We start from the raw sequence: 19,552 nt of genomic DNA on the forward strand, positions 1-19,552 counted from the left end.
CGGCATATCCGATTGACCCAAAGGCGCTCCGAGCGTCAGCTTTCGGGGATCAGCCCGCTTGATTGTGCGACTGCAGCAGAGCGGATGCTGCGCCTGGCATGAATGTCAACTTCGGGCTGCCTGCGGTCACCTGCGACGACGACGGCAACTGCCCAGGCCGGTGGTCACGACGTTGCAGGACCGAAAGGCGGCAAAGAGCCCGATTCCAACCGATGCTGTACTGCGCAAGAATGTCCGCTTCTCGCGATGCGGCCAAAAACGTGACAAAATCAAACCGAGATTGGCCAAGGGTTTGTGGCACAGATGGCCCACATACGCTGACTGCTATGCGGGCGCTAACCTTTGAGATAACTTGACCGCAGAGTTGCGCCTAAAGGTATGCATGTGACAGAAGACACGATCCCGATCCATAAGCGAATTGCCGACCGAATGCGCAGACGGGCGCGCATGTTCCAAGTCCAGGCATACCTGCTACTTGCTATCACGCTAGCGATTGCTGGCTATGCTGCCTTTTTCTTCGTTGTTGAAGACCAGACATTCAGTGTCAGCTTCAACCAGGCCAATCTAGAGAACTCCAGGATCGAGTTCCCGGAGAGCAACATCTTCGATTTCCTGACAAGTGCCATCCTGCGCATTGGAGCGGTGTTGCTCGCAGTCTTCGTTATCCAATTGCTCTTTTCGCTAGTTCGATATCGAGTGAAGCTGTCGGAAGACCTAGACAACCGCGCTGACATGATCGAGCTGTGCTTCGACGATGAGAACAAGCTCGAACTCGTAAAGGCCGTCGCCTCCATGCAGGGCACTGATATCGGCTCCATGCCGGATCATCCTTACGGCAAGTTTGCGGACGCTATAAAAGAGATCGCCGGGAAGCTGCCTAGCAAATAGCCGCGGCCACAACTCATACGTTTTTGGCCATGACGATAACGACCGTTTTTGGAGCGTCCCGAATTCCGTAAGCAGCCCTTGGCGCAGCTGCAGCGAATTCACGCTTCGTCCCGCGTCCTGCCAGTTCGAGCATTGCGCAGCGAACGGTTGCGCTTCCCGAAGCTGCCACTCCTGACCCGCGCAGCGAAAGACGAGGGAGAGCCCTCTTTGACCGATGCTGCGCGTTGGATGAATGTCTGCTAAGTTGAGACATGTGGGCTTGGCTCTTCACCACACAAGAACGACTTCAGACTGTTTTTGAAGAAGTGGTTCCAGCCATCAAGGCAAATACCCCAACAATTCAGCGTCGGCGTTAGTCCATCATGTGTCATATTGATCTCGGTCTTGTCTCCAACCGTTTTGAATTCCCAAATGATCTTTGTTCCCAGCCACTCTTGATCGATCTCCTTCGGTTGGCCTTCGACTTTGTGGTGCGCGTCGGTGCATATCATCTCGATGCCGTTGGGACATTCGAAAGATGTGGCCTCAAACGTCCAAAACCCATACTCGGGCGGGAACCGCGCGGTCACTTTGTCACCAACCCCGTTGAGGCTCCCTTCGGTGGACCGGGTCCACCACTTGTCCATCTGTGTCGCGACAGCTTGGAAACAGGCCTCCTGAGATGCAGGCACTTGGATAGTTTCTTCATAGTTTTTTGACAGTTCGATCAAGGTAAGCTCCATTGAGGTGGTTCGATCTTACCATACTCAATACATTTGATTTGAAAAGTAGGCAGTATTTTGGTACTTAAGTATCAAAACAATACTATTGGAGCTTCAATTGAAAGTCGATACCAGTTCGAACCTTTGCCCCGCACCACTTGTCTTCGCGATGATCGGTGGGAAATGGAAGCTTTCAATACTGCAGATACTCATCTTTGATGGGACAAAGAGGTTTGGGGAGCTTCGGAAAGGGATCCCTGAAATCACACAGACGATGCTGACAAAGCAACTACGGGATCTGGAACGCGATGGTCTAGTCAAAAGAGTGGTTTATGCCGAGGTGCCCCCAAAAGTTGAATACAGCGCCACCGAAGACGGCGTCGGGCTAATGCCTGCATTCAAGGAAATGCACTCATGGTGGGAAACACGAAGGCGTTCGCCAAAGGCACCATGAATGTCGTGATATCGCTGCGTCATATGGCTGGAAATTGAGGTAACCCTAAGGAGAGCAGACCTTGCCGAAGCAATATTAAATGTCCGCTTCGTCCGCTGTGCCGTTGTTCGACCTTCAAAAATGCTGCGCGAACCACGAACGGCTGCAATGCCTAAGCTGCGCCGCGACGTTCTACCGGCCTTGGCGCGACAACCAGGCGTGCTCTGCAAGATTCTGCAAAGGGCGCTTTCTGCGCATCGCTGTCGGACGAGCGCCCTGCGGCATATCCGATTGACCCAAAGGCGCTCCGAGCGTCAGCTTTCGGGGATCAGCCCGCTTGATTGTGCGACTGCAGCAGAGCGGATGCTGCGCCTGGCATGAATGTCAACTTCGGGCTGCCTGCGGTCACCTGCGACGACGACGGCAACTGCCCAGGCCGGTGGTCACGACGCCGTGGTGCCGCAAGGCGGCAGAGAGCCCATCTTGACCACTTTCTGCCATGCAGCCACTGTCCGATAAACCGCGCACTTGTCTTTGGAGATGACAAATATGGGTTCGATCCCGCTTTCATTTTCGGTACTGATAGTATTTCCGATTTGGCATTACCTTGTCTCCGTAGCTTTTGTTTGGCCAAAGTTTAGGGCTTGGAAAAGAACCGCAAATAAAGAAAATGCTACATGGAAAGAATTTAAGATCCGAGTGTTATGGCACAACGAACCGCCGCATAAGCTTTCCCCTTTCTGGGGAACATTGAAACAAATCACATCGTTTCTCGGCGGGTGTCTCTACTTGTTGGCGACGGCTGGCATCGGATGATTTTCATGTCACACCACAAACGCAAACATTGATAGTTCTTGAAAGCGGTCATTTAGGTTTAAAGAATAAACGGCAGCTTTGTCCGCGTCCTGCCAGTTCGAGCATTGCGCAGCGAACGGTTGTGCTTCCCGAAGCTGCCACTCCTGAACCGCGCAGCGAAAGCCGAAAGAGAGCCCACTTTACCGGTTGCTGCACAACACCCCAAAGGCTGCTTTGCGGATTGCTACCGCTTGATAGACCAGATCATTGCAGTCTCGTAGCCAGCGGATTCAAGCAACTCGATCTTGGACGCCCATCCCGCCGGGCAGACGACAAAGGCGGCTCCCATACCACGGTTGGCAAACGCCGTCTCGGCCGCGCGCAACAGTGCATTGGAAGCCTCACTGCCTCGGTCAAGCGCCGTCGGTTTGGCCAGCTCATGGTGGTAGTAGTCATCAATCACACCTGTCCCTATGATGTCGTGGGCAGGGGGAAAGTGCAGCCGTGAGGCGGGCTGTGCGATGATGTAGCCCCTCAAATCCTCGGCCTCTCCCAGAACCATCATGTCCCGATCCCGAAGCGTCAGGCTCCGCGTCATCCATGCAGAAAAACGTGGATCAGCCTCGGGATGAATTTCCCAGAACGGGTCGATTTCGAAAAGAACCTGCCGGTTCTCGGCGCTGCGTGCAACGATACCTGGCACATCTTCTTCCGTCGCTTGTCGAACACCCGCGGGCATTCCCTGATCGCCAAGGTCACTACGTGACAGATAAAGCGTGAGAGGTTCATACCCGCTTGCCTCGAACGCGGTTCGCCAGATTTCACCTACGACGTAGGATGCCAGCTTGATCCGGGCACCGGCTTCGTGAAGGGCGTCCTCGGCTGCGGCCAACAGGTCGTCAACAGTGCCGCTCGGTGCATCGGCTGCAACAAAAGAGTCGGGCAGGATCAGTCCCGGCTCGCCGAACGGGCCTGCATAGATTGGGGGGATCGGCAGCATCATCGCATGGATGACACCCCTGATCTGACCCCCATCCTCCGCGACACGCCAAAACTGTTGAAAGGGTTGTTGTTCTGCCGTCAGAGCAAAAGTCAGCGCCTTTTCAATCTGCGCGGGCGCGTCATCTGCCATCTTCCAAAGGATCGCATCCTCTGCACGACGTTCCTGCGCATCCAGCATGAGGAGCTCAACCAGGCGCGGCATGTCGTCGGGTGTCGCTGGACGGATAGTCTGAGTCATGGCTTGGTCTCTCTTGGTTTTTGCTGAGTTTTACTTCCCCGGTTTTATCGACCGACTGCACCAAATTGACAAAGCGAGATAATTCCATCAGCGTTTAGAAAAACTATCGCCTTTGAGGCATCAAATGAAGAACGTAAACCTGAACGCGCTCCGGGTGTTCTCTGTCGTCGCATCCCACGGGAACCTGCAACGTGCGGCTGAGGAGCTAAATCTATCGCGTGGCGCAGTCTCCCAGCGGATCAAGCAGCTCGAAATCGAGCTGGGGGTGGTTCTTCTCGTGCGTGGCGCACGCGGTGTCTCGCTCACGGCGGAAGGTGAGCGATGCCATGCAGCCATGCAAGACGCCCTCGCGACGCTTGACACCGCGTTGGTGGGCATTTGCAAGGACGGTGATCGTGTCACGCTACACCTTGGTTCTTCCACCGCAACGAAGTGGCTGATGCCCCGGATGGACGCTTTCGCGGCCAAGTTCCCGAACGTATCCCTCACCACACAGGTCCATGAGCAGATTCTTGCGCGCAGTCTGGGCCGAAATGAAATCGCGATCTGGCCGGGCAAAGCGCGCGACACGAATGCAGCCCACGGATCGCGCCGCTTGGCCGATATCCGCCTTGTTGCCGTATGCAGTCCTGATTTTCCGCGACCGGATTGGCCAATGGGGTTGGAGACGTTGCTGACGCTGCCACTCCTTCAGGATGCACACCGACGGTGGGAAAAGCTGATCCAGGAAACCGGGTATGGCGACACACACAAGCTGCTCAACTTTGACCGATCTGCCTTGGCTCTCGATGCAGCTATCGGTGGTCACGGCATTGCCATCGCGCCGACGTACATGGTGGAAAATGATCTTCGGTCAAAGAAACTGGTGGAGATTTGGGTCGATCCCGACCCTTCTGATGATGAGCTCTATATCTCATGGTCAAAGGACCATCTGAGCCAGACGCGCATCAAGCGGATCGTTGATTGGATTGCGTCTGAATTCGAGTGAAGCAGAACTTCGGTTCGGGAAAGCGAACGGAAGCAAAGTCCGCGCTGTGTGAATTCGGCATGCTGAGAATTTTGCGGGCGCAGCGAAGGTCCGGTCTGGTGAAGCTGCATTGCAGCGCCTGACGGCATTTGCGATGTCCGTTGTGGGCCGTCTCTGCCGGAGCAGCGCCGGGTCAATCGCCAGATGCAGCGGCGCATTCAAGGGACGCAGAGAGCCCATTCTACCGGATGCAGCGGGATGCGCGACCGAAACTGTCACTGGTTGCCGCATGCAAAACCAACTACACGAAGCCCGAGATCCGGGAGGAGCGGCCAGATGCAGAAAATCACATTGCCCGAGCGGCCGCATTGGCGCGAGCATGCCAAGGAGGTCGGGTTCACCTTTGCCGATATGCATGGCGAACCCTACTGGGACGAATCCTCTGCCTACGCCTTTACGCTGGACCAGATTGAAACCGATCTGGAAGACCCCGCAACTGCGCTTCACGCCATGTGCCGGGAGGCCGTCGCCCATATCGTCACGAGCGAGCACCTGATGGATCGCTTGGCGATCCCTGAGGCGCATCGCGATCTTGTTGCCGAAAGCTGGCGCAGCAGTGATCCTGAAATTTACGGGCGGTTCGATTTCGCTTACGATGGCCAGAGCCCTGCCAAGCTATTGGAATACAACGCCGATACACCGACGTCGCTTTATGAAAGTGCTGCGTTTCAGTGGCGATGGCTGGAGGATCAGCTCGAGGCAGGGGTGCTGCCAGAGGGCACGGACCAGTTCAACGGCATTCACGAGGCGCTTGTCGCGCGGTTTGGCGAGGTGTTCGAAAGCGGAAGCGACCTGCATTTCACCGCCGTCGCCGGCAATCCCGAGGATTACGGCACGGTCGAGGCCATGGGTTGGGCGGCCCGCGAGGCGGGTTTGGGCGCGCACTACTGCGATCTCGACAAGATCGCCCTGAGCGACGATGGCCAGTTCCTCGACGATCAGGACCGCCGGATCGCGGTGCTGTTCAAGCTCTACCCCTGGGAAGACCTGTTGCGCGACGACTATGCCGAGCACATCGCTGGATCGGGCTGTCTGTTAGTGGAACCAGCCTGGAAAGCGCTCTTGTCGAACAAGGGGCTCTTGCCGGTGCTGTGGCAGATGTTCGAAGGCCATGCGAACCTGTTGCCCGCATTTTTTGAAGAGGACGTGACCGACGCCATGTCGGGCCGCGACACCGTTCCAAAGGAAACCGCAAAAGCGATTGAGCGCGCCGAAGCACAGCTTGAAACCGGTCATGTGCGCAAGCCGATCCTGTCGCGGGAAGGGGCTTCCGTCTCGATCCACAAATCCGGCGCACTCATCGAGACGTCAACAAATACCGAGTATTCCGAACACCCCTTCATTCTTCAGACATATGCACCACTGCCCCAGTTCGATGGCTTTCGTCCGGTGGTTGGTGCATGGGTTATCGGGCAGGCTTGCGCGGGCATCGGCATTCGCGAAGACCGATCCCGCATCACTCAGGATTTATCCCGGTTCAAACCGCACTATATTACTGTGTGAACCGCACGACATACAGCCCTCTCAGCAGAAAGCACGATTGTCATGACCAAACGCTCAAAACGGGTTGCCATCGCGATCCTCGGGGCCGCTGCCTTTACCCTTGCTGGCTGCGAAGAGGAAAATGTCGATGCCGCCGCCTTTCCCGACCTGCAAAGCTGCAAGGACGAGGCGGCGCTGCGGGGGGCGATCACGGCCCAACAATGCGAGACCGCCTTTGCAGAGGCCGAAACCCTGCATGTCGAAGCCGCACCCCGCTATGACAGCCTTCAGGTCTGCGAAGAACAGCACGGTGAAGGCGCCTGCGGTTCGGAAGCGGCGGCGACGCAAGGCGGGTCGGGCAGCATCTTCATGCCGCTCCTGGCGGGCTATCTTATCGGCAACATGCTGGGCGGACGGACAGGGATGGCTGGCGCGCAGCCGCTTTACAAAACTTCGGATGGCAAGTTCACCAATGCCGCGCGCTCCAGTACGTTTTCGACCAATCGCGGCGCGGCCAAGCTGAGCACTTCGCAATTTGTTCGCCCGGCTTCGACCGTTGGCAAAACACCGATGACCCGCGCAACGGCAGCCTCTCGTGGCGGGTTCGGCAGGACAGGCGGCGGGCGCACCGGTTTTGGCGGATAGGGCTGGACTTACGGCCTTTTCAATGACTGCTCACAGAACTCGGTAATGGCATTCCCATTGGTGCCATTGCACAATAGAGTGCCTGCCAAATGGTCTATTTCATTAAGGAAAAAATCGCCGCTTGGCGAAGGAGCCATCGCACCGCCATTCCGCGGAATGTCGGGCAGTTCACGTCGTTTGCAGTGCGAAGGTTTCTGTCCGAACGCTTGAGTGCCTCTGCGGCCGCGCTGACCTATTCATCGCTGCTGGCACTTGTCCCGCTCTTGGTGATCGCCTTTGCCATTTTGTCCAGTTTTCCTGCCTTCAATGTCGTCAAGGATCGGATGCAGGCGCTGTTCTTTCAGACGGTTGTGCCCGAAGCCGGGGCGGCCATCGCGGATTATCTGACGGATTTCACCGGCAACGCCAGCAACCTAACGTCTATTGGTATTCTCGCGCTCGCGGTGACGGCGGTTTTCCTGCTCGGCACGATCGAGGCCACGCTCAACCAGATCTGGCACGTCGAGCGACCGCGCCCCATTTTCGTGCGCTTTCTGATCTTCTGGGCCATCCTGACGCTGGGCCCGCTGCTGATCGGCGCGAGTTTTGTGCTCACATCGGATTTGGTGGTCTATCTCAATCAGGCGGACCTGCCCGGTTTCGTGAGCCCAGCCAACGCCACACGCCTGTCCGAGACATGGCTGTTCAGCAAGCTTGTGGGCCTTGCCATCAGCATCATCGGATTCACGGCGCTTTTCGTCCTTGTGCCGGCGCGCCGTGTCCGGATCTGGCACGGTGTGATCGGGGCAACCATTGCGGCGATTGCCTTTGAAATGCTGTCGTGGGGCTTTAACGCCTTCCTGACCTCCGGGTCCAGCTATCAGACAATTTACGGCGCGGTGGCGGTTGTGCCGGTGTTTCTCGTCTGGGTCTATGCGTCGTGGATGGTGATCATTTTCGGGGCGGTGGTGGCGGCGTCCATCCCCGATTGGCTGATTGCCAAAACCAATATTCCCACCGAAATCCTGCACCCGTCCGACAGGCTCGTCATTGCCGCGGCACTTCTGGCGCGCCTGTACGAGCAGTCCCAGGACGGCGGCACGCTGAACGAAGACGATCTCGTTGAAGCCGCGCCTATCGAAGCCCGCGACGAGATTTTTGAGGCTTTGCATGTCGCGGGTTATCTGATGCGGAGCGAAGACAATCGGGTGGCACTGACCCGGGATCTGACGACGACGACGGCCTTTGAACTGGCCTCGGACCTTAACCTGACGCTCGGACTTACGCCAAGCGAGGACAGCGAGATCCCAAACGAAATTCGCGAACGTCTGATGCGACGCACCGCAGGGCTTGGAAAGCTGTTGAACGGGCTCTCGCAAGCCGAGGCAGAGATCCTTAACCGGCCTCTCTCACAGATCCTGACCGCAAAAGACGACCGGAAGGCTCTCGCAGCTCGTCTGTAACGCGGGATTTCGGGGTCGCGTTGTCCGTTTTCAAACACGACATCTTGGCTCTCGAAGGTCGGAGCGGATCATTCACCGGTCAACACACCCGAAAACCACCTTGTCTGCGGTTCTGTTGGACGTCCCGAGCGCTTGGGTCCGCTTTGGCAGCGGCAGCAATGGCAGAAGCAGGGCAGGCGATGGCTTATGCTGAAACCCATATTATTGTCACTGAGGTCAATTTTATGTTCGCGGCCTCTTAGGACACCTTTGACGAAACACCAGCCGCATTCATTGATCTGTTCCGTTTGGATGATGGCAAGATCGTCGAACATTGGGATACGATTTCTGAAATCCCCGCCGAGATGCCACACGACAGCGGCAAATTCCAAACTTTAGGCACCCTCTTTCATACGAATGAGGGTGCCTGATAACCACCAAGGAAATGTCATGAAACGAACACCTGAGACCGACAAGGCCAACGTCATCGCGTTCTATGAGATGATGTTCAACGACTGCCGCCCCGCCGAAGCGATCGCGACCTATGCAGGCGCGGACTACATTCAGCACAACCCACATGTTGGCGACGGCAAGGATGCGTTCATCACCTATTTCGAGAAGATGGCCGAAGAATACCCCGGCAAGCGGGTCGAGGTGAAACGCGCATTCGCAGATGGACAGCACGTCATTCTGCACTGCCACCAAATATGGCCAGAGGGATTGGAATATGCAGGTATCGACATTTTTCGTTTGGATGATGATGGAAAAATCGTCGAGCACTGGGATGTGCTGCAAGTCCTGACGGATCACAGTGCGAATGAAAACGGCATGTTCTAACTGTGAACCCGCGAGCAACAATTGGCGCAACCGCAGCGAAAGGGCGCTCCGTCCCGCACTGGATAAATTCACCTTTCGAAAAAGCTGCGCAATGCATGAAGCACTGGTTTGGTGAAGCTGCATCGCAGCGCTTAACCGCATTGGCAAGGTCGGCAGGGAGCCCAAAGTGGTATCACAGGAAGACCCGGCAAATATCAGCTTCGCAGTAAGATAAAGTCTCTTGTAGTATGAAGCTGACTATTTCTATCGTATCGCGACGCTTCAGCTCCAACCCTGCTGAAGGCCAATCAATAGGTCAAGTTCAGTAAGATCTTTTACAGGTGAGCCCTCACGTTTCACGATTTTTCGCATTTCTCGCGCCATATGAATATACTTTGATCCGAAGCTGGACCCGCGAGGAAACTCAAGATTATTAAATTTGAGATAACCTTCTATGGGTTTGTTCCAGACAGGATATTGATCTGGAAATTCCTTACAAAGAAATTCAGTGAACAACGACTTCCTAGTCGGATTTTTCAACTTTTCCAGTCTGTCTAACTCGACCCTAACAAGGTCGTCTAGACTGGACGTTTTGCTGTCTCGCACCTTGATCAAGCTATGGCAAATCTCTGATAGGTTAGATTTTTTACCAGTAATTTTCCATACATCGCTTTGAAATGAAATTAAGTGATTTCCCCCCCATAAAGCAGTAAACTCTTGATAAAAAATTGCATTTGATAACTGTCCAGTCGCGCACTTTTCAACCAAAGACATAAATGTGTCTCTAGTTTCCATATAGGCTTTCATTTGCTCATTGCGGCGAAGAAGGTTCCTATGAAAATTGGTTGGAACTTGGATATCACAGGCCTGCAAGCCCTTCTTACTGCCATCTTTCTTTGGTTTTTTTGGGGGCGGTGGGGTACCTTCTTTGTACTGATCAATCCAATATTCATTCACCTGCGAGCAGTTTTTTTCAATATTTTTAATCCACTCGCATGTCGCATCAAATTCATCAAGTCCAATTTCCGAAGAAATATTAACTTCATAGTTTGTGGTGAATGCCGCATTTGTTTGATTGGAGGAGCCAATTACACAATAGCAATCACCTGTTTGATCTTTCCAAAAAGCCGCCTTCGGATGAAAGCCGGAAATCAAATCTGCGGCTAAAAAATTGCATTTTTGATCGTTTGGAAGCCACATCAATGCGTTTTTGAGTGCTTGTTTGCGCGTAATCCCAAAGTCAGTTCCTACGATCAGGCGAAATTTACTGCACCTTGGGTTTAACGCCGCCGGGTAATCCCATGCCGTTAAGTAAGCACTTAACACATAAAGCTCAGTTGCTTCCAAGAAAGCTTTCTCGTAAAGTTTTTTAGGGTTCAGACTTTGATTTGAAGGTCCTAAAATGAGCGGCATATCAGTTTCTCCTGTTTGGAATTTGAGTTTGTAATGTTAATCTTGTAAAATATATCATTTAACCTAAGATGATGGATCTTCCTCCAACAGCGTAAGCTGTAATGCCACATGCACAGCCCAATGTCTTCTTTGTCCGCGCTGTGTTTATTCGCCTTACATCCGACTTTGCGGTTGCGGCGAAGGTCGGTAATGACGGGCCGCACTGCAGCATGACCGAGACGGAGCGAGCGGCTTAGTCCTTGGGCCGTCCGTGTCGCCGCCACTATCAAGATCCAGCGAAGGCTGCGCTGCATCCGAAGGCAGCCCCGAGCCATTTTCCACCATTTGATTGACGAGGGATCCCGCCGACGATAGGCAACGTCCCATGGAAAACACGACACTCATCGCAATGACTTGGTGGCTGGCCTCCTGACAGGGTGGCCGGATGACCAAACGTATTCCGAGGCCGCCGCATGGGCGGCCTTTTGTTTTCCAAGCTCCCCCGATGCGCGGCCTCTCATTTCACGAGAAGGCGCAAAATGAACAAACCAACCATTCTGACCGGCGACCGCACGACAGGGCCGCTTCACATCGGGCACTATGCAGGCTCACTTGCTAACCGGCTGCGCTATCAAGACAGCCATGAACAATTCCTGCTGCTGGCGGATACACAGGCCCTGACCGACAACGCCCATGATCCGCAGAAAGTGCGGCGCAGCGTGATCGAGGTCGCGCTCGATTATCTGGCGGTGGGCATTGATCCCATGCGCACGACGATCTGCCTGCAATCGCATCTCCCGGCGCTCGCCGAGTTGTCGATGCTCTACCTGAACTTCGTCACGGTTGCGCGGCTGGAACGGAACCCGACGATCAAGGACGAAATCCGCGCGCGCGGGTTCGGGCGCGATATTCCTGCCGGCTTTCTCTGTTATCCGGCGGCACAGGCGGCGGACATTACGGCTTTCAAGGCGACGGTCGTGCCGGTCGGCGAGGATCAGGCCCCGCTCATCGAACAAACGAACGAGATCGTCCGACGGGTCAACGCAACAGCAGGCAGACCTGTGCTGCCTGAAGCGCGGGCGATCATCCCCAGGGCGGGCAGATTGCCCGGCATCGATGGCAAGGCCAAGATGTCGAAATCCGGTGGCAACGCCATTGCGCTGTCCGCCTCGCCCGAAGATATCCGCGCCGCTGTGAAAGCGATGTTCACCGATCCCAACCACCTGCGTGTCGAAGACCCGGGACATGTTGAGGGGAATGTGGTCTTCACCTATCTTGATGCCTTCGATCCAGCCCAGGACGAGCTTGCCGAGCTCAAGGCGCATTATCAGCGCGGCGGGCTGGGCGATGGCAAGATCAAGGCACGTCTGGAAGCTATCCTTCAGGACCTTATTACCCCAATTCGCGCGCGCAGAGCACGGCTCTCCCAAGACCGAGGGTACATCCTTGAGGTGATCAAAGAAGGTACGGAGCGCGCGAGAGAGCGCACCGAGGCGACAAAGCGCGATGTGGTGAATGCCTTGGGTCTGTTCCAGTTGTAGGTGTGCAGAGGCGGGCGAGCCGGGTGAACCCGTTTCGTCCGCTGACCGACGTTTCAACCTGAAAAATGCTGCGCGATGCGCTAATGTCCGGTCGACCGACTGCGCCGTAGCATTGGGAGGGCTTGGTCAGTGGCAGCAACGGGCCGCTTGGAGACCCGCGCGCACGGGCTTATTCGCCCGGCCGTGACTGAGACGCCAAGGTGTTTAGCACCGCGACCTCGGGCCTTGGCAGCGTGCGTACCAGCACAAGGGCGATGGCGGCTGATAGGGCTAGTGTCATAAAGGCGGGGGTATAGCTGCCAAAGCCGTCGAACACCCAGCCGGTCAGAATTGGGCCTACCGAGCCTCCCAATGTGCCGAAAAACAGCACCGTGCCAAAGATTGCACCATGCGCGCGCATGCCGAAATATTCGGCCACTGTAGGCGAGACCACGACGAACAGTGCCCCGTGGCCAAAGCCATAGATCGCCACCACGATGAACAGCCCAACATGCGCGGTGGTCAGGGTAAGTGCAGCTAGGCTTGTAAGCAGCACCAGTAGGCAAATCGTATAGGCCATCTTGCCGCCGAGCCGGTCGACCAGTCCTCCCATGATCAGGCGCCCGGCGATGCTGGCCGCGCCGATGACCGACAGCATTGTCGCCGCTAGTGTCTGGGTCATGCCCAGATCCATACCATGCACCGCCAGATGAAGCGGTACCGACATCAGCGCAGGAAAGAACAGGAACTGCGTGGCGCAAAGCGTCCAGAACACCCGAGCCCCCGGCCCCCGGCGCGCTTCAGCAAAGCTGGCGCCAGAGATGATATTTGAGGTGCCAGCCGCCGGTGCCGGAGGGCGCTGCATAGACAGCGCAGCGATCAGCAGCAGGACTGACGCAGTGATGCCCAGCATCAACAACGCTTCGCGCCAGCCATATGCAACGATCAGCAGCGCAGCAACTGGGGGCAAGGCGATCTGACCGACCGCAGTGCCAACCTTCACCACCCCGCTCATAATGCCGCGCCGTCGTGGGAACCATCGGGCAACCGTCGACAGAGTAACCACGTCATGGCTGCTCAGCCCGAGACCTATAAGCGTGCCAAAGATCACCAGTAACTGCAATTGCGAGGTGATCTGGCTCATCAGAATAAAGCCGAGACCATAAAGCGTGCCAGTACAGGCCAGTACGATGCGTGGCCCCAGAGCGTCGCTCAGCCGCCCGCCAAGCATTGCAAGAACGCCCATCATAAAGAACGCTAGTGCCGAGCAAGTGGACAGAAAGGTGCGCGACCAGCCAAGTTCAGCCTCAAAAGATGGCAAGAACAAGCCAAAGGAAAACAGCATACCTATGACCGTAAACTGCGTCAGACAGGCGCCAAAGAGTACGATGTAACGGGGGGGCCCCATGAGACGTCCTTTGCTGTTCCACGCCTGAGTTTGTGCTGATGCCAGTAAGGCAAGGTAATGTCGATGTTGGATGTGCCCCATCAAATACGATCAACATCAATGACCTCAAACCAGGATAGGCGAGCCAAATGCCTGGCTAAAGGCAGGTTAGTCCGCGAACTAAGGGCTTCGAGGAATCCGGCTCGTTCTTCTATTAATCTATGGGTGTGACTTGGCAAAACGACTCGCGCTCACAAATCTGACCGCCATTTTTCGGCAGTCATCTGCAGCCAGCTGGGCAGGAGCGGCTTCAAAGTTGTTGTCAGATCTTCACTGGAGGCGCTTCGGATCAGATTGAGGACCTGTTTGTCATCTCGGCTCAGGACTCGTTTCGGCCAGGCGCCCTTGATGCCATCAACCGCCTGCGCGAAGCCCTCGGTCCAGGCCTGAAATTGCTTCGGGGGTAGGTCTCGGAGACCCCCGCCGATCTCGCCGAGGAGCGCAGCCTCGTTAAGGGCGCCGTAGCGCAGCATGAGGATGTCGAGGATACGTTGAATGGAACCGTGGCCTTTCACTTCGATCCCCCCCATGAGCGGCATCAGCCATTCATTTGGTGATGCAAATTCCGGGGCAATCAGCACGGCGGTCAGGTAGCCATCAATCTGATCCGGTTTGAGTGGGCTGCCTTTGAGCAGCTTGGCCAACTCGCCCTGTCGCTCGGCCTCTATTACAGGCGGCTCGCGTTCTTCGTCGTCCCATTCCAATTCATCGTCGAGATCTTCCATCTTGCGCGCTTCTACAACCTCCAGCGTTTGCCCGAGGATGTCGTTCAAGACCGGTATTTTCTTGATCTCTCGTCCAGCCTCCAGCGCCTGGGCGACAGCGGCGAAACTCATCCACGCATCAGGTGGCGCCTTGTGATCGTGGCGCAGAATCAGCGCTGATCGGGCAAAGATTTTTGCCCAGCGATCACGCCTCTCCTCGACATGCCTCGCGACGATCTTCTTTGCGCCGGCGGCGGTTGACGCCTTTTCAAGCGCTGCCATCAAAGAGGCTTCAGAGTCGAACCAACTGCTGGAGATGTCATGCTCTGAGAACCAGTCCCGGCTCTTGCCGATGAGCCGACTGCGGTGATTGTCGGACAGAGCCGCAAGCTCTGCCTGCGGATCAACCGTCGCGAGAATTGCTGCATGCCCCCCGGTTTGTGGCGTCACATCGCCAATGCCGAACATCGGCGCGACGTCCAGAAAGCCCGGTGTCGTTACCGCGCCGCGGGCCAGCCCGTCGCCGAGGGCGAAACCAAAAGCGGGGGCGAGGTAGGAAGGCGACACGTCATGCATCGTCATCGCTTGTTCAATTTGTTCAACAATGGATTTCTGATCGCCTCTGCTGGAGCAAGGAATGACGTAAGCGTCTTTTATCCCGTGCCCTTCCTTGATCATTGCCGCGGCCACCGCGCGCGTGCTTCCGCGGCTACAGACGCCCAAAACGCTTTGCGAGCCGGTGCCGTCGGGAAGCGACGTCATCACTCGATGGAGCTGCCAAGGTCGCGGGACAGTTCCACCTGACGGCTCACGCCGAAGCGCAGCTGTAATCAGAGTGTCGAGCGCATTTCCGTCTGGCAGCCAGTTGCGGATCAGGATGAGGTCGGACAGCAGGGCAGCATCCACATTTGCGCTTTGCGCAAGTAGTCCGAACCCGGCGATAGCTGCATCGCGCATCTCCGCAACAGGATCGAGCAGAAAGTACCGCCCGACAGCAACCATGCGTGGATCACCTTGCCCGATCGTCTGCGTCAAAAATGCGGTTGTCACCTGAGCCGACATGGCGCCCACAACTTCTCGAAGCCCGGCATAGGTCTGAAAAGGCGTGGCCCCGTCCGGGACAAGCCCTTCCGCCAGACCCGCGACATCCGGAAGCTTGGGCGTCTCGTCTCCCGGAAGCGCTTCAAAGGCGTCGGGTGCCGTACGCAGTTGGTCAGGGGGTGTGAGACCGGCGCGGAGGTAAGCCTGGCAAAGCCCGAAGCAGATCTCGGCGTCAAGTTTTTCTGACTCAGTCCGTTGTGCCAGGCCTGCCGCAAGGGCCTGAAAAAAGTCGCTCGCCCCTGGCTCCTCATTTTCTTGGTTCATTCGCGCCTCGTCCAAGATGCGCGATAAAAGGATAAGACAGTCATCGAAGCCCGCAGTGTCAACTTTCGACAGCGTGTCGACGAGCTCCAGGATCGTTTCCGGATCATGCGAAAGAGGCACCGCCCATCGATCCGCCCACAAGAGCAGTCCTCTTGGATCATCTGTGGTTGGCCGATCCATAAGACAAGTCTCGACGATTTCAGTCACCAATGCCCCCAATTTCTTGCAGTTCCCCACCGCGTCAAAGTCTTTGGCGCGTGGCCGTTCCCTGCAAAGGCTAACACTGGCAAGTGGTGTCCGAAAGTCGGCTTCGTTCGTTGTCCGTGTGAATTCGACGTGGCTTGAATTCGGCGTGCGCAGCGAATGTCTCCTCTGACGGGCCACACCGCAGAAACGATGCCTATGGACTACCTGACCTACTGCAGCGCCTCAATCTTGATTCCCTGTTCGAGCTTTAGCAGATGGGCGTCCAGAAGATCTTGCCAATCTCTGGCATTCGCGCCGCCCAGGCGCAACGCTGGAGCTGTTAATCCCGTTGGTGCCAAATCCTCTATTTGCAGGATCAACATCTCATGGCGGGGGGCGTCCTCTGGCACATAGGCTAATCGCGACCAGATATAGTCCTTGGGCACAGGAAAGCCTCGTTCATCCACAAAGGTGTAATGGCGTTCTGCATCCGTCCCCGGCAAACCGTTGGGAACCAGCCAATGTCGACGGGCCGGATCGGCATCCACATGGAATTCCAAAGGGCCGATGCGTATCGCTCGGGGCGCTGCAGAATAGTCGTAAGCCCCCTCAATTTCAGGCAGTATTGCTTCAAATTGAACATTGATGAGGGATCGCGTCGAGCCATCCGGGTGCGACGACGCAAACATGTACTGTTCCGCTTCGACAGTGCCATAGAGAATAAACCGGTGGGCACCTAGATATGCGTACTCTGGTGGAAAAGTGATGCGCGCCGATGGGTTTTCAAAAGATGTCAGCGTGTTGCCTGCGACGGTACGCTTCAAACCCTCTATGCTCAGCTCTGACGAGAACCGCCCTGGGTGGCTATAGTAGATCTTGTAGACGGTGTAGCCAGCGGCACCGGCAACACCAAGAATAACGAGGGTCGCGGCCGTCAGAATCCACTTTTTCACTATCCTGCTCCAACTCGATGAAATGTCGCCGCGCAGCAGAGCAGACCTAATGACCAGCGTCCCGGTATTCAATGAACAGGGCAGCCTTGGTCGTTCCAGGTTTGCGTTACTACCCGTGCCGAATTTATCGGCACGCGCACAAAGCGGGCACGGGTCAGGGTCGGTGCGCCTCAAGCACATGCCAGTGGGAACCATCCCGACTTGCTGCGAACGCGTCACTGTAAAGGGTCCCACGTGGCGCTATCCTTCAAGAAGCGGTTGTATCTCTGAGCGGTGATCTGCATTTCCTCAAAGATGCGCGTTCGTTCGGCATCAAGGCAGGCGGTGTATCGGGAAGCATCGCGAAAATACTGATCGAACTCGTCTTTGAACTCTTCGCGGTATTCCTGCGCCAGCTCCGGCGTGGTCAGCTCGGGCACTATCGGCGGATCGCACCATTCGGCGGTGGCGACGCCTGGGCCGAAGGCGGCGATCGTCGAGACGATGACGGGAAAAGGCTTCACGGCCTGATTGTCCCGTCTTTGACCGCCTGCCCGTGGACGGCCAGCTTCGCGGCAAACTGGCTTGCGCCATAGGTCTTTCGGATCTCAGAAACGCGCCCGTCATAGGCGTCATTGCCGATTGCTCTTCGCAGATCTTGCTCGTGGAAATCCTTGTTGGCGTAGGGCGCGGGCCGCGCCATGAGGATCACCGGATCGGTACAGGCCGGGGCAGGGGCCTCCGGTTTTCGGTGCGGTTTCTCTGCCGTCTGAAACTTCGGTTTCGCCTTGCGAACAAAGGCGATCAGCCAGGAGAGTGGCGCGTAAGCATGGCTGTTTCGGGTGTTGAGCATGTGGAAACCCGTCCACAAGAACTGCGTGTCCATGCTTTCGGCTTCGGTGCCTTTCTTCGCCGTCTCGATCACGGTTGCGAACGGCGTCTGGTAAACCGAGCCAGCCCCTTCTGAAATCTGAATTGTCGAAAGCGTATCATTATTCCTATTTGTTCTCCTATAGAGAGAAGGCGGCACTGGAGTGCCGGTTACGCGGGTTTTCGCAGGGATCACGGCCTGTTCCGAGGCCACGGAATCCTCGGCTTCTGGCACGTCTTGGTGGGGGTCATAGATCTTGGTGAAGGCGAACAGATGGCGGGCATGATGGCGGCGCTGGATGGTCAGCCCGAAGAGGTGGGACAGCTCGTCCAGGGCGGCCCGGATCGTGCGGTCGCTGAGATCCGTCATGGCCTGCAATTCTTTCATGGTGAAAGCGGCGAAGCCTTTCGGCGCACCGCGAAACACACCGTCATAGCTGATATAGCCAGCCAGGGTGTTGGCGATGCGCAGCGCCGCGCCTGTCATCGGGGTCCGCGCAAAGAGGCGCATGAAGTCCCCGCTCCGGGGGAGGGTTGATGTGGTCACTGGTCCTGTCCTCGCTTGCTAAAGCGAGACGGCGACGGGCAAAAATATCCTGTTCGCACAGATGCGGTTTTTCTTGCTCGTCATGTGGGGAGAGGTTACAACAAGACCTGAAGTAGTTTGGTCGATCCCGGGAGTGCAATCCCTCGGCTATAACCCCCCCGCAGGTTCCCGCCTCGCGGGGGTTTTCGTTTTCTCGGTGGTAACGGCTCCGTTCCTCTTTCTCTGTGATGATCCTTTAGAAAACTGCATCGCTCCCGGTGATGCCGTCGCAGTTTTTGGGCCAGACATGAACCAGCGCACCGGGGCTAGTAGTTGACCTGCTCCTTGTCGTAGGTGCCCTGATAATCGCGCCATTCGACAAGCACCCCCCGCAGGTTCCGGGGGCACTGACGGGATCTTCCTTCAAAGGCGGCCGGAACTACTCCGGAATCGCGCCACGAAAACCGGCCCTGGCTGTCATAGGTCCCGATGCGTATGTCTTGGTGAGTGTGGCATTCCTCGCCCCACTGGACGACGCGCACCTGGCTCACCCGGATTGAGCGGATGAAGTCGAACGCGGGGCCGGACACGTCAATGTCGGCAGATTGAACGGGGTGAACCATGGTGTCTTCCGAAAAGGGCAGGGTGTCCCTTTCGCGGTAGACGGCGGGTTGAGGGTTGAGTGTGAAATCCTCTGGCGCAGGCGCAGGAAAGGATTGCCGCGGCGCGCTTTCGTCCATGAGAGTATCGTAGATGCGGTCGGGCGTGAGGGTAGAGGGATCTACCTCGAACGACGCGCCCATGGGACAGCGCCATATCTGCAATGGCGGCTCGATCGGAAAGGGTGTGATCCGGCGGATGAATGTGGCGCGGGCCGCAGCACATTCGGGCGAGCTGGGCCAGCCACCGGCGAGGCAAAGCAGGATGGCGCAGTCGATGGGGTAAGATTGCGCCTCCGTCAGCTTCGGGGTGACGAAGAGATCGACGGAGGCGGCAGCGACAAGCGTACAGGTAGCAGCCGCAATGGGTTGGAGCTTTTTGAAAAAGCGCATGTAGAACTCCATCAACCATCTTGTTTGGGGGCGACGGGACTCGATCAAAAGATGGTTATCGCGTCATTACCATCTTTTGACCAGAGTAGGCAACAACCAGATCTTCAATA

17 protein-coding genes are annotated in these 19,552 nt (G+C 56.5%); 8 read left to right on the forward strand and 9 right to left on the reverse strand.

Annotated elements, in window-relative coordinates:
* The first annotated feature begins 384 nt into the window (after positions 1 to 384).
* Positions 385 to 888, forward strand: a complete 504-nt coding sequence (locus EDD52_RS21370; protein WP_132248660.1) for a hypothetical protein — start codon at positions 385 to 387, stop codon at positions 886 to 888.
* Between the two features lie 239 nt (positions 889 to 1,127).
* Here EDD52_RS21370 and EDD52_RS21375 read toward each other — a convergent pair whose 3' ends face one another.
* Complete coding sequence (locus tag EDD52_RS21375; RefSeq protein ID WP_132248661.1) at positions 1,128 to 1,598, reverse strand: SRPBCC family protein; 471 nt, start codon at positions 1,596 to 1,598, stop codon at positions 1,128 to 1,130.
* Between the two features lie 109 nt (positions 1,599 to 1,707).
* On the opposite strand from EDD52_RS21375, the gene EDD52_RS21380 reads away from it, so the two are divergent.
* The gene (locus EDD52_RS21380) at positions 1,708 to 2,043 is read left to right on the forward strand and encodes a winged helix-turn-helix transcriptional regulator (RefSeq protein WP_279389286.1); all 336 of its coding nucleotides are present in this window, start codon (positions 1,708 to 1,710) and stop codon (positions 2,041 to 2,043) included.
* Between the two features lie 1,018 nt (positions 2,044 to 3,061).
* On the opposite strand, the gene EDD52_RS21385 is transcribed toward EDD52_RS21380, so the two are convergent.
* Positions 3,062 to 4,057 (reverse strand): GNAT family N-acetyltransferase, encoded by a 996-nt coding sequence (locus EDD52_RS21385; protein WP_132248663.1) that lies wholly within the window; start codon positions 4,055 to 4,057, stop codon positions 3,062 to 3,064.
* Positions 4,058 to 4,181: 124 nt separating this feature from the next.
* Here EDD52_RS21385 and EDD52_RS21390 point away from each other — a divergent pair, with 124 nt between their 5' ends.
* From EDD52_RS21390 to EDD52_RS21415, 5 genes are all read left to right on the forward strand, one after another.
* On the forward strand, positions 4,182 to 5,045 hold the full coding sequence (locus EDD52_RS21390) for a LysR family transcriptional regulator (protein WP_132248664.1): 864 nt from the start codon (positions 4,182 to 4,184) through the stop codon (positions 5,043 to 5,045).
* Between the two features lie 315 nt (positions 5,046 to 5,360).
* Positions 5,361 to 6,587 (forward strand): glutathionylspermidine synthase family protein, encoded by a 1,227-nt coding sequence (locus EDD52_RS21395; RefSeq protein ID WP_132248665.1) that lies wholly within the window; start codon positions 5,361 to 5,363, stop codon positions 6,585 to 6,587.
* A gap of 42 nt (positions 6,588 to 6,629) precedes the next feature.
* Entirely contained in the window at positions 6,630 to 7,211 is a 582-nt protein-coding gene (locus EDD52_RS21400) for a DUF1190 domain-containing protein (protein WP_132248666.1), read from the forward strand.
* A gap of 89 nt (positions 7,212 to 7,300) precedes the next feature.
* A complete protein-coding gene (locus tag EDD52_RS21405; RefSeq protein ID WP_132248667.1) occupies positions 7,301 to 8,653 on the forward strand; it encodes a YihY family inner membrane protein in 1,353 nt (450 codons plus the stop codon).
* Between the two features lie 429 nt (positions 8,654 to 9,082).
* Positions 9,083 to 9,469 carry a nuclear transport factor 2 family protein gene (locus tag EDD52_RS21415; RefSeq protein ID WP_132248668.1) on the forward strand — a complete coding sequence of 129 codons (387 nt, stop codon included), beginning with the start codon at positions 9,083 to 9,085 and terminating at the stop codon, positions 9,467 to 9,469.
* Positions 9,470 to 9,730: 261 nt separating this feature from the next.
* On the opposite strand, the gene EDD52_RS21420 is transcribed toward EDD52_RS21415, so the two are convergent.
* On the reverse strand, positions 9,731 to 10,861 hold the full coding sequence (locus EDD52_RS21420; RefSeq protein ID WP_132248669.1) for a phospholipase D family protein: 1,131 nt from the start codon (positions 10,859 to 10,861) through the stop codon (positions 9,731 to 9,733).
* Positions 10,862 to 11,379: 518 nt separating this feature from the next.
* Here EDD52_RS21420 and trpS point away from each other — a divergent pair.
* The gene (gene trpS / locus EDD52_RS21425; protein ID WP_132248686.1) at positions 11,380 to 12,381 is read left to right on the forward strand and encodes a tryptophan--tRNA ligase; all 1,002 of its coding nucleotides are present in this window, start codon (positions 11,380 to 11,382) and stop codon (positions 12,379 to 12,381) included.
* A gap of 169 nt (positions 12,382 to 12,550) precedes the next feature.
* Here the strand turns inward: trpS and EDD52_RS21430 are convergent, their stop codons facing one another.
* From EDD52_RS21430 to EDD52_RS21455, 6 genes are all read right to left on the reverse strand, one after another.
* Positions 12,551 to 13,768 (reverse strand): MFS transporter, encoded by a 1,218-nt coding sequence (locus EDD52_RS21430; RefSeq protein WP_165907630.1) that lies wholly within the window; start codon positions 13,766 to 13,768, stop codon positions 12,551 to 12,553.
* A gap of 230 nt (positions 13,769 to 13,998) precedes the next feature.
* Positions 13,999 to 16,083, reverse strand: coding sequence for a UPF0149 family protein (locus EDD52_RS21435; protein ID WP_132248671.1), 2,085 nt, complete (start codon positions 16,081 to 16,083; stop codon positions 13,999 to 14,001).
* 209 nt (positions 16,084 to 16,292) lie between these two features.
* The gene (locus tag EDD52_RS21440; protein WP_132248672.1) at positions 16,293 to 17,015 is read right to left on the reverse strand and encodes a hypothetical protein; all 723 of its coding nucleotides are present in this window, start codon (positions 17,013 to 17,015) and stop codon (positions 16,293 to 16,295) included.
* Between the two features lie 215 nt (positions 17,016 to 17,230).
* Positions 17,231 to 17,518 carry a hypothetical protein gene (locus EDD52_RS21445; protein ID WP_132248673.1) on the reverse strand — a complete coding sequence of 96 codons (288 nt, stop codon included), beginning with the start codon at positions 17,516 to 17,518 and terminating at the stop codon, positions 17,231 to 17,233.
* The gene (locus EDD52_RS21450; protein WP_132248674.1) at positions 17,515 to 18,411 is read right to left on the reverse strand and encodes a hypothetical protein; all 897 of its coding nucleotides are present in this window, start codon (positions 18,409 to 18,411) and stop codon (positions 17,515 to 17,517) included. The genes EDD52_RS21445 and EDD52_RS21450 overlap by 4 nt, the downstream gene beginning before the upstream one ends.
* A 305-nt stretch (positions 18,412 to 18,716) precedes the next feature.
* A complete protein-coding gene (locus EDD52_RS21455) occupies positions 18,717 to 19,442 on the reverse strand; it encodes a hypothetical protein (RefSeq protein ID WP_243652056.1) in 726 nt (241 codons plus the stop codon).
* Positions 19,443 to 19,552 lie beyond the last annotated feature (110 nt).

It is taken from the genome of Primorskyibacter sedentarius (assembly GCF_004342065.1).
In the GTDB taxonomy this organism is placed as follows: Bacteria; Pseudomonadota; Alphaproteobacteria; order Rhodobacterales; family Rhodobacteraceae; genus Primorskyibacter; species Primorskyibacter sedentarius.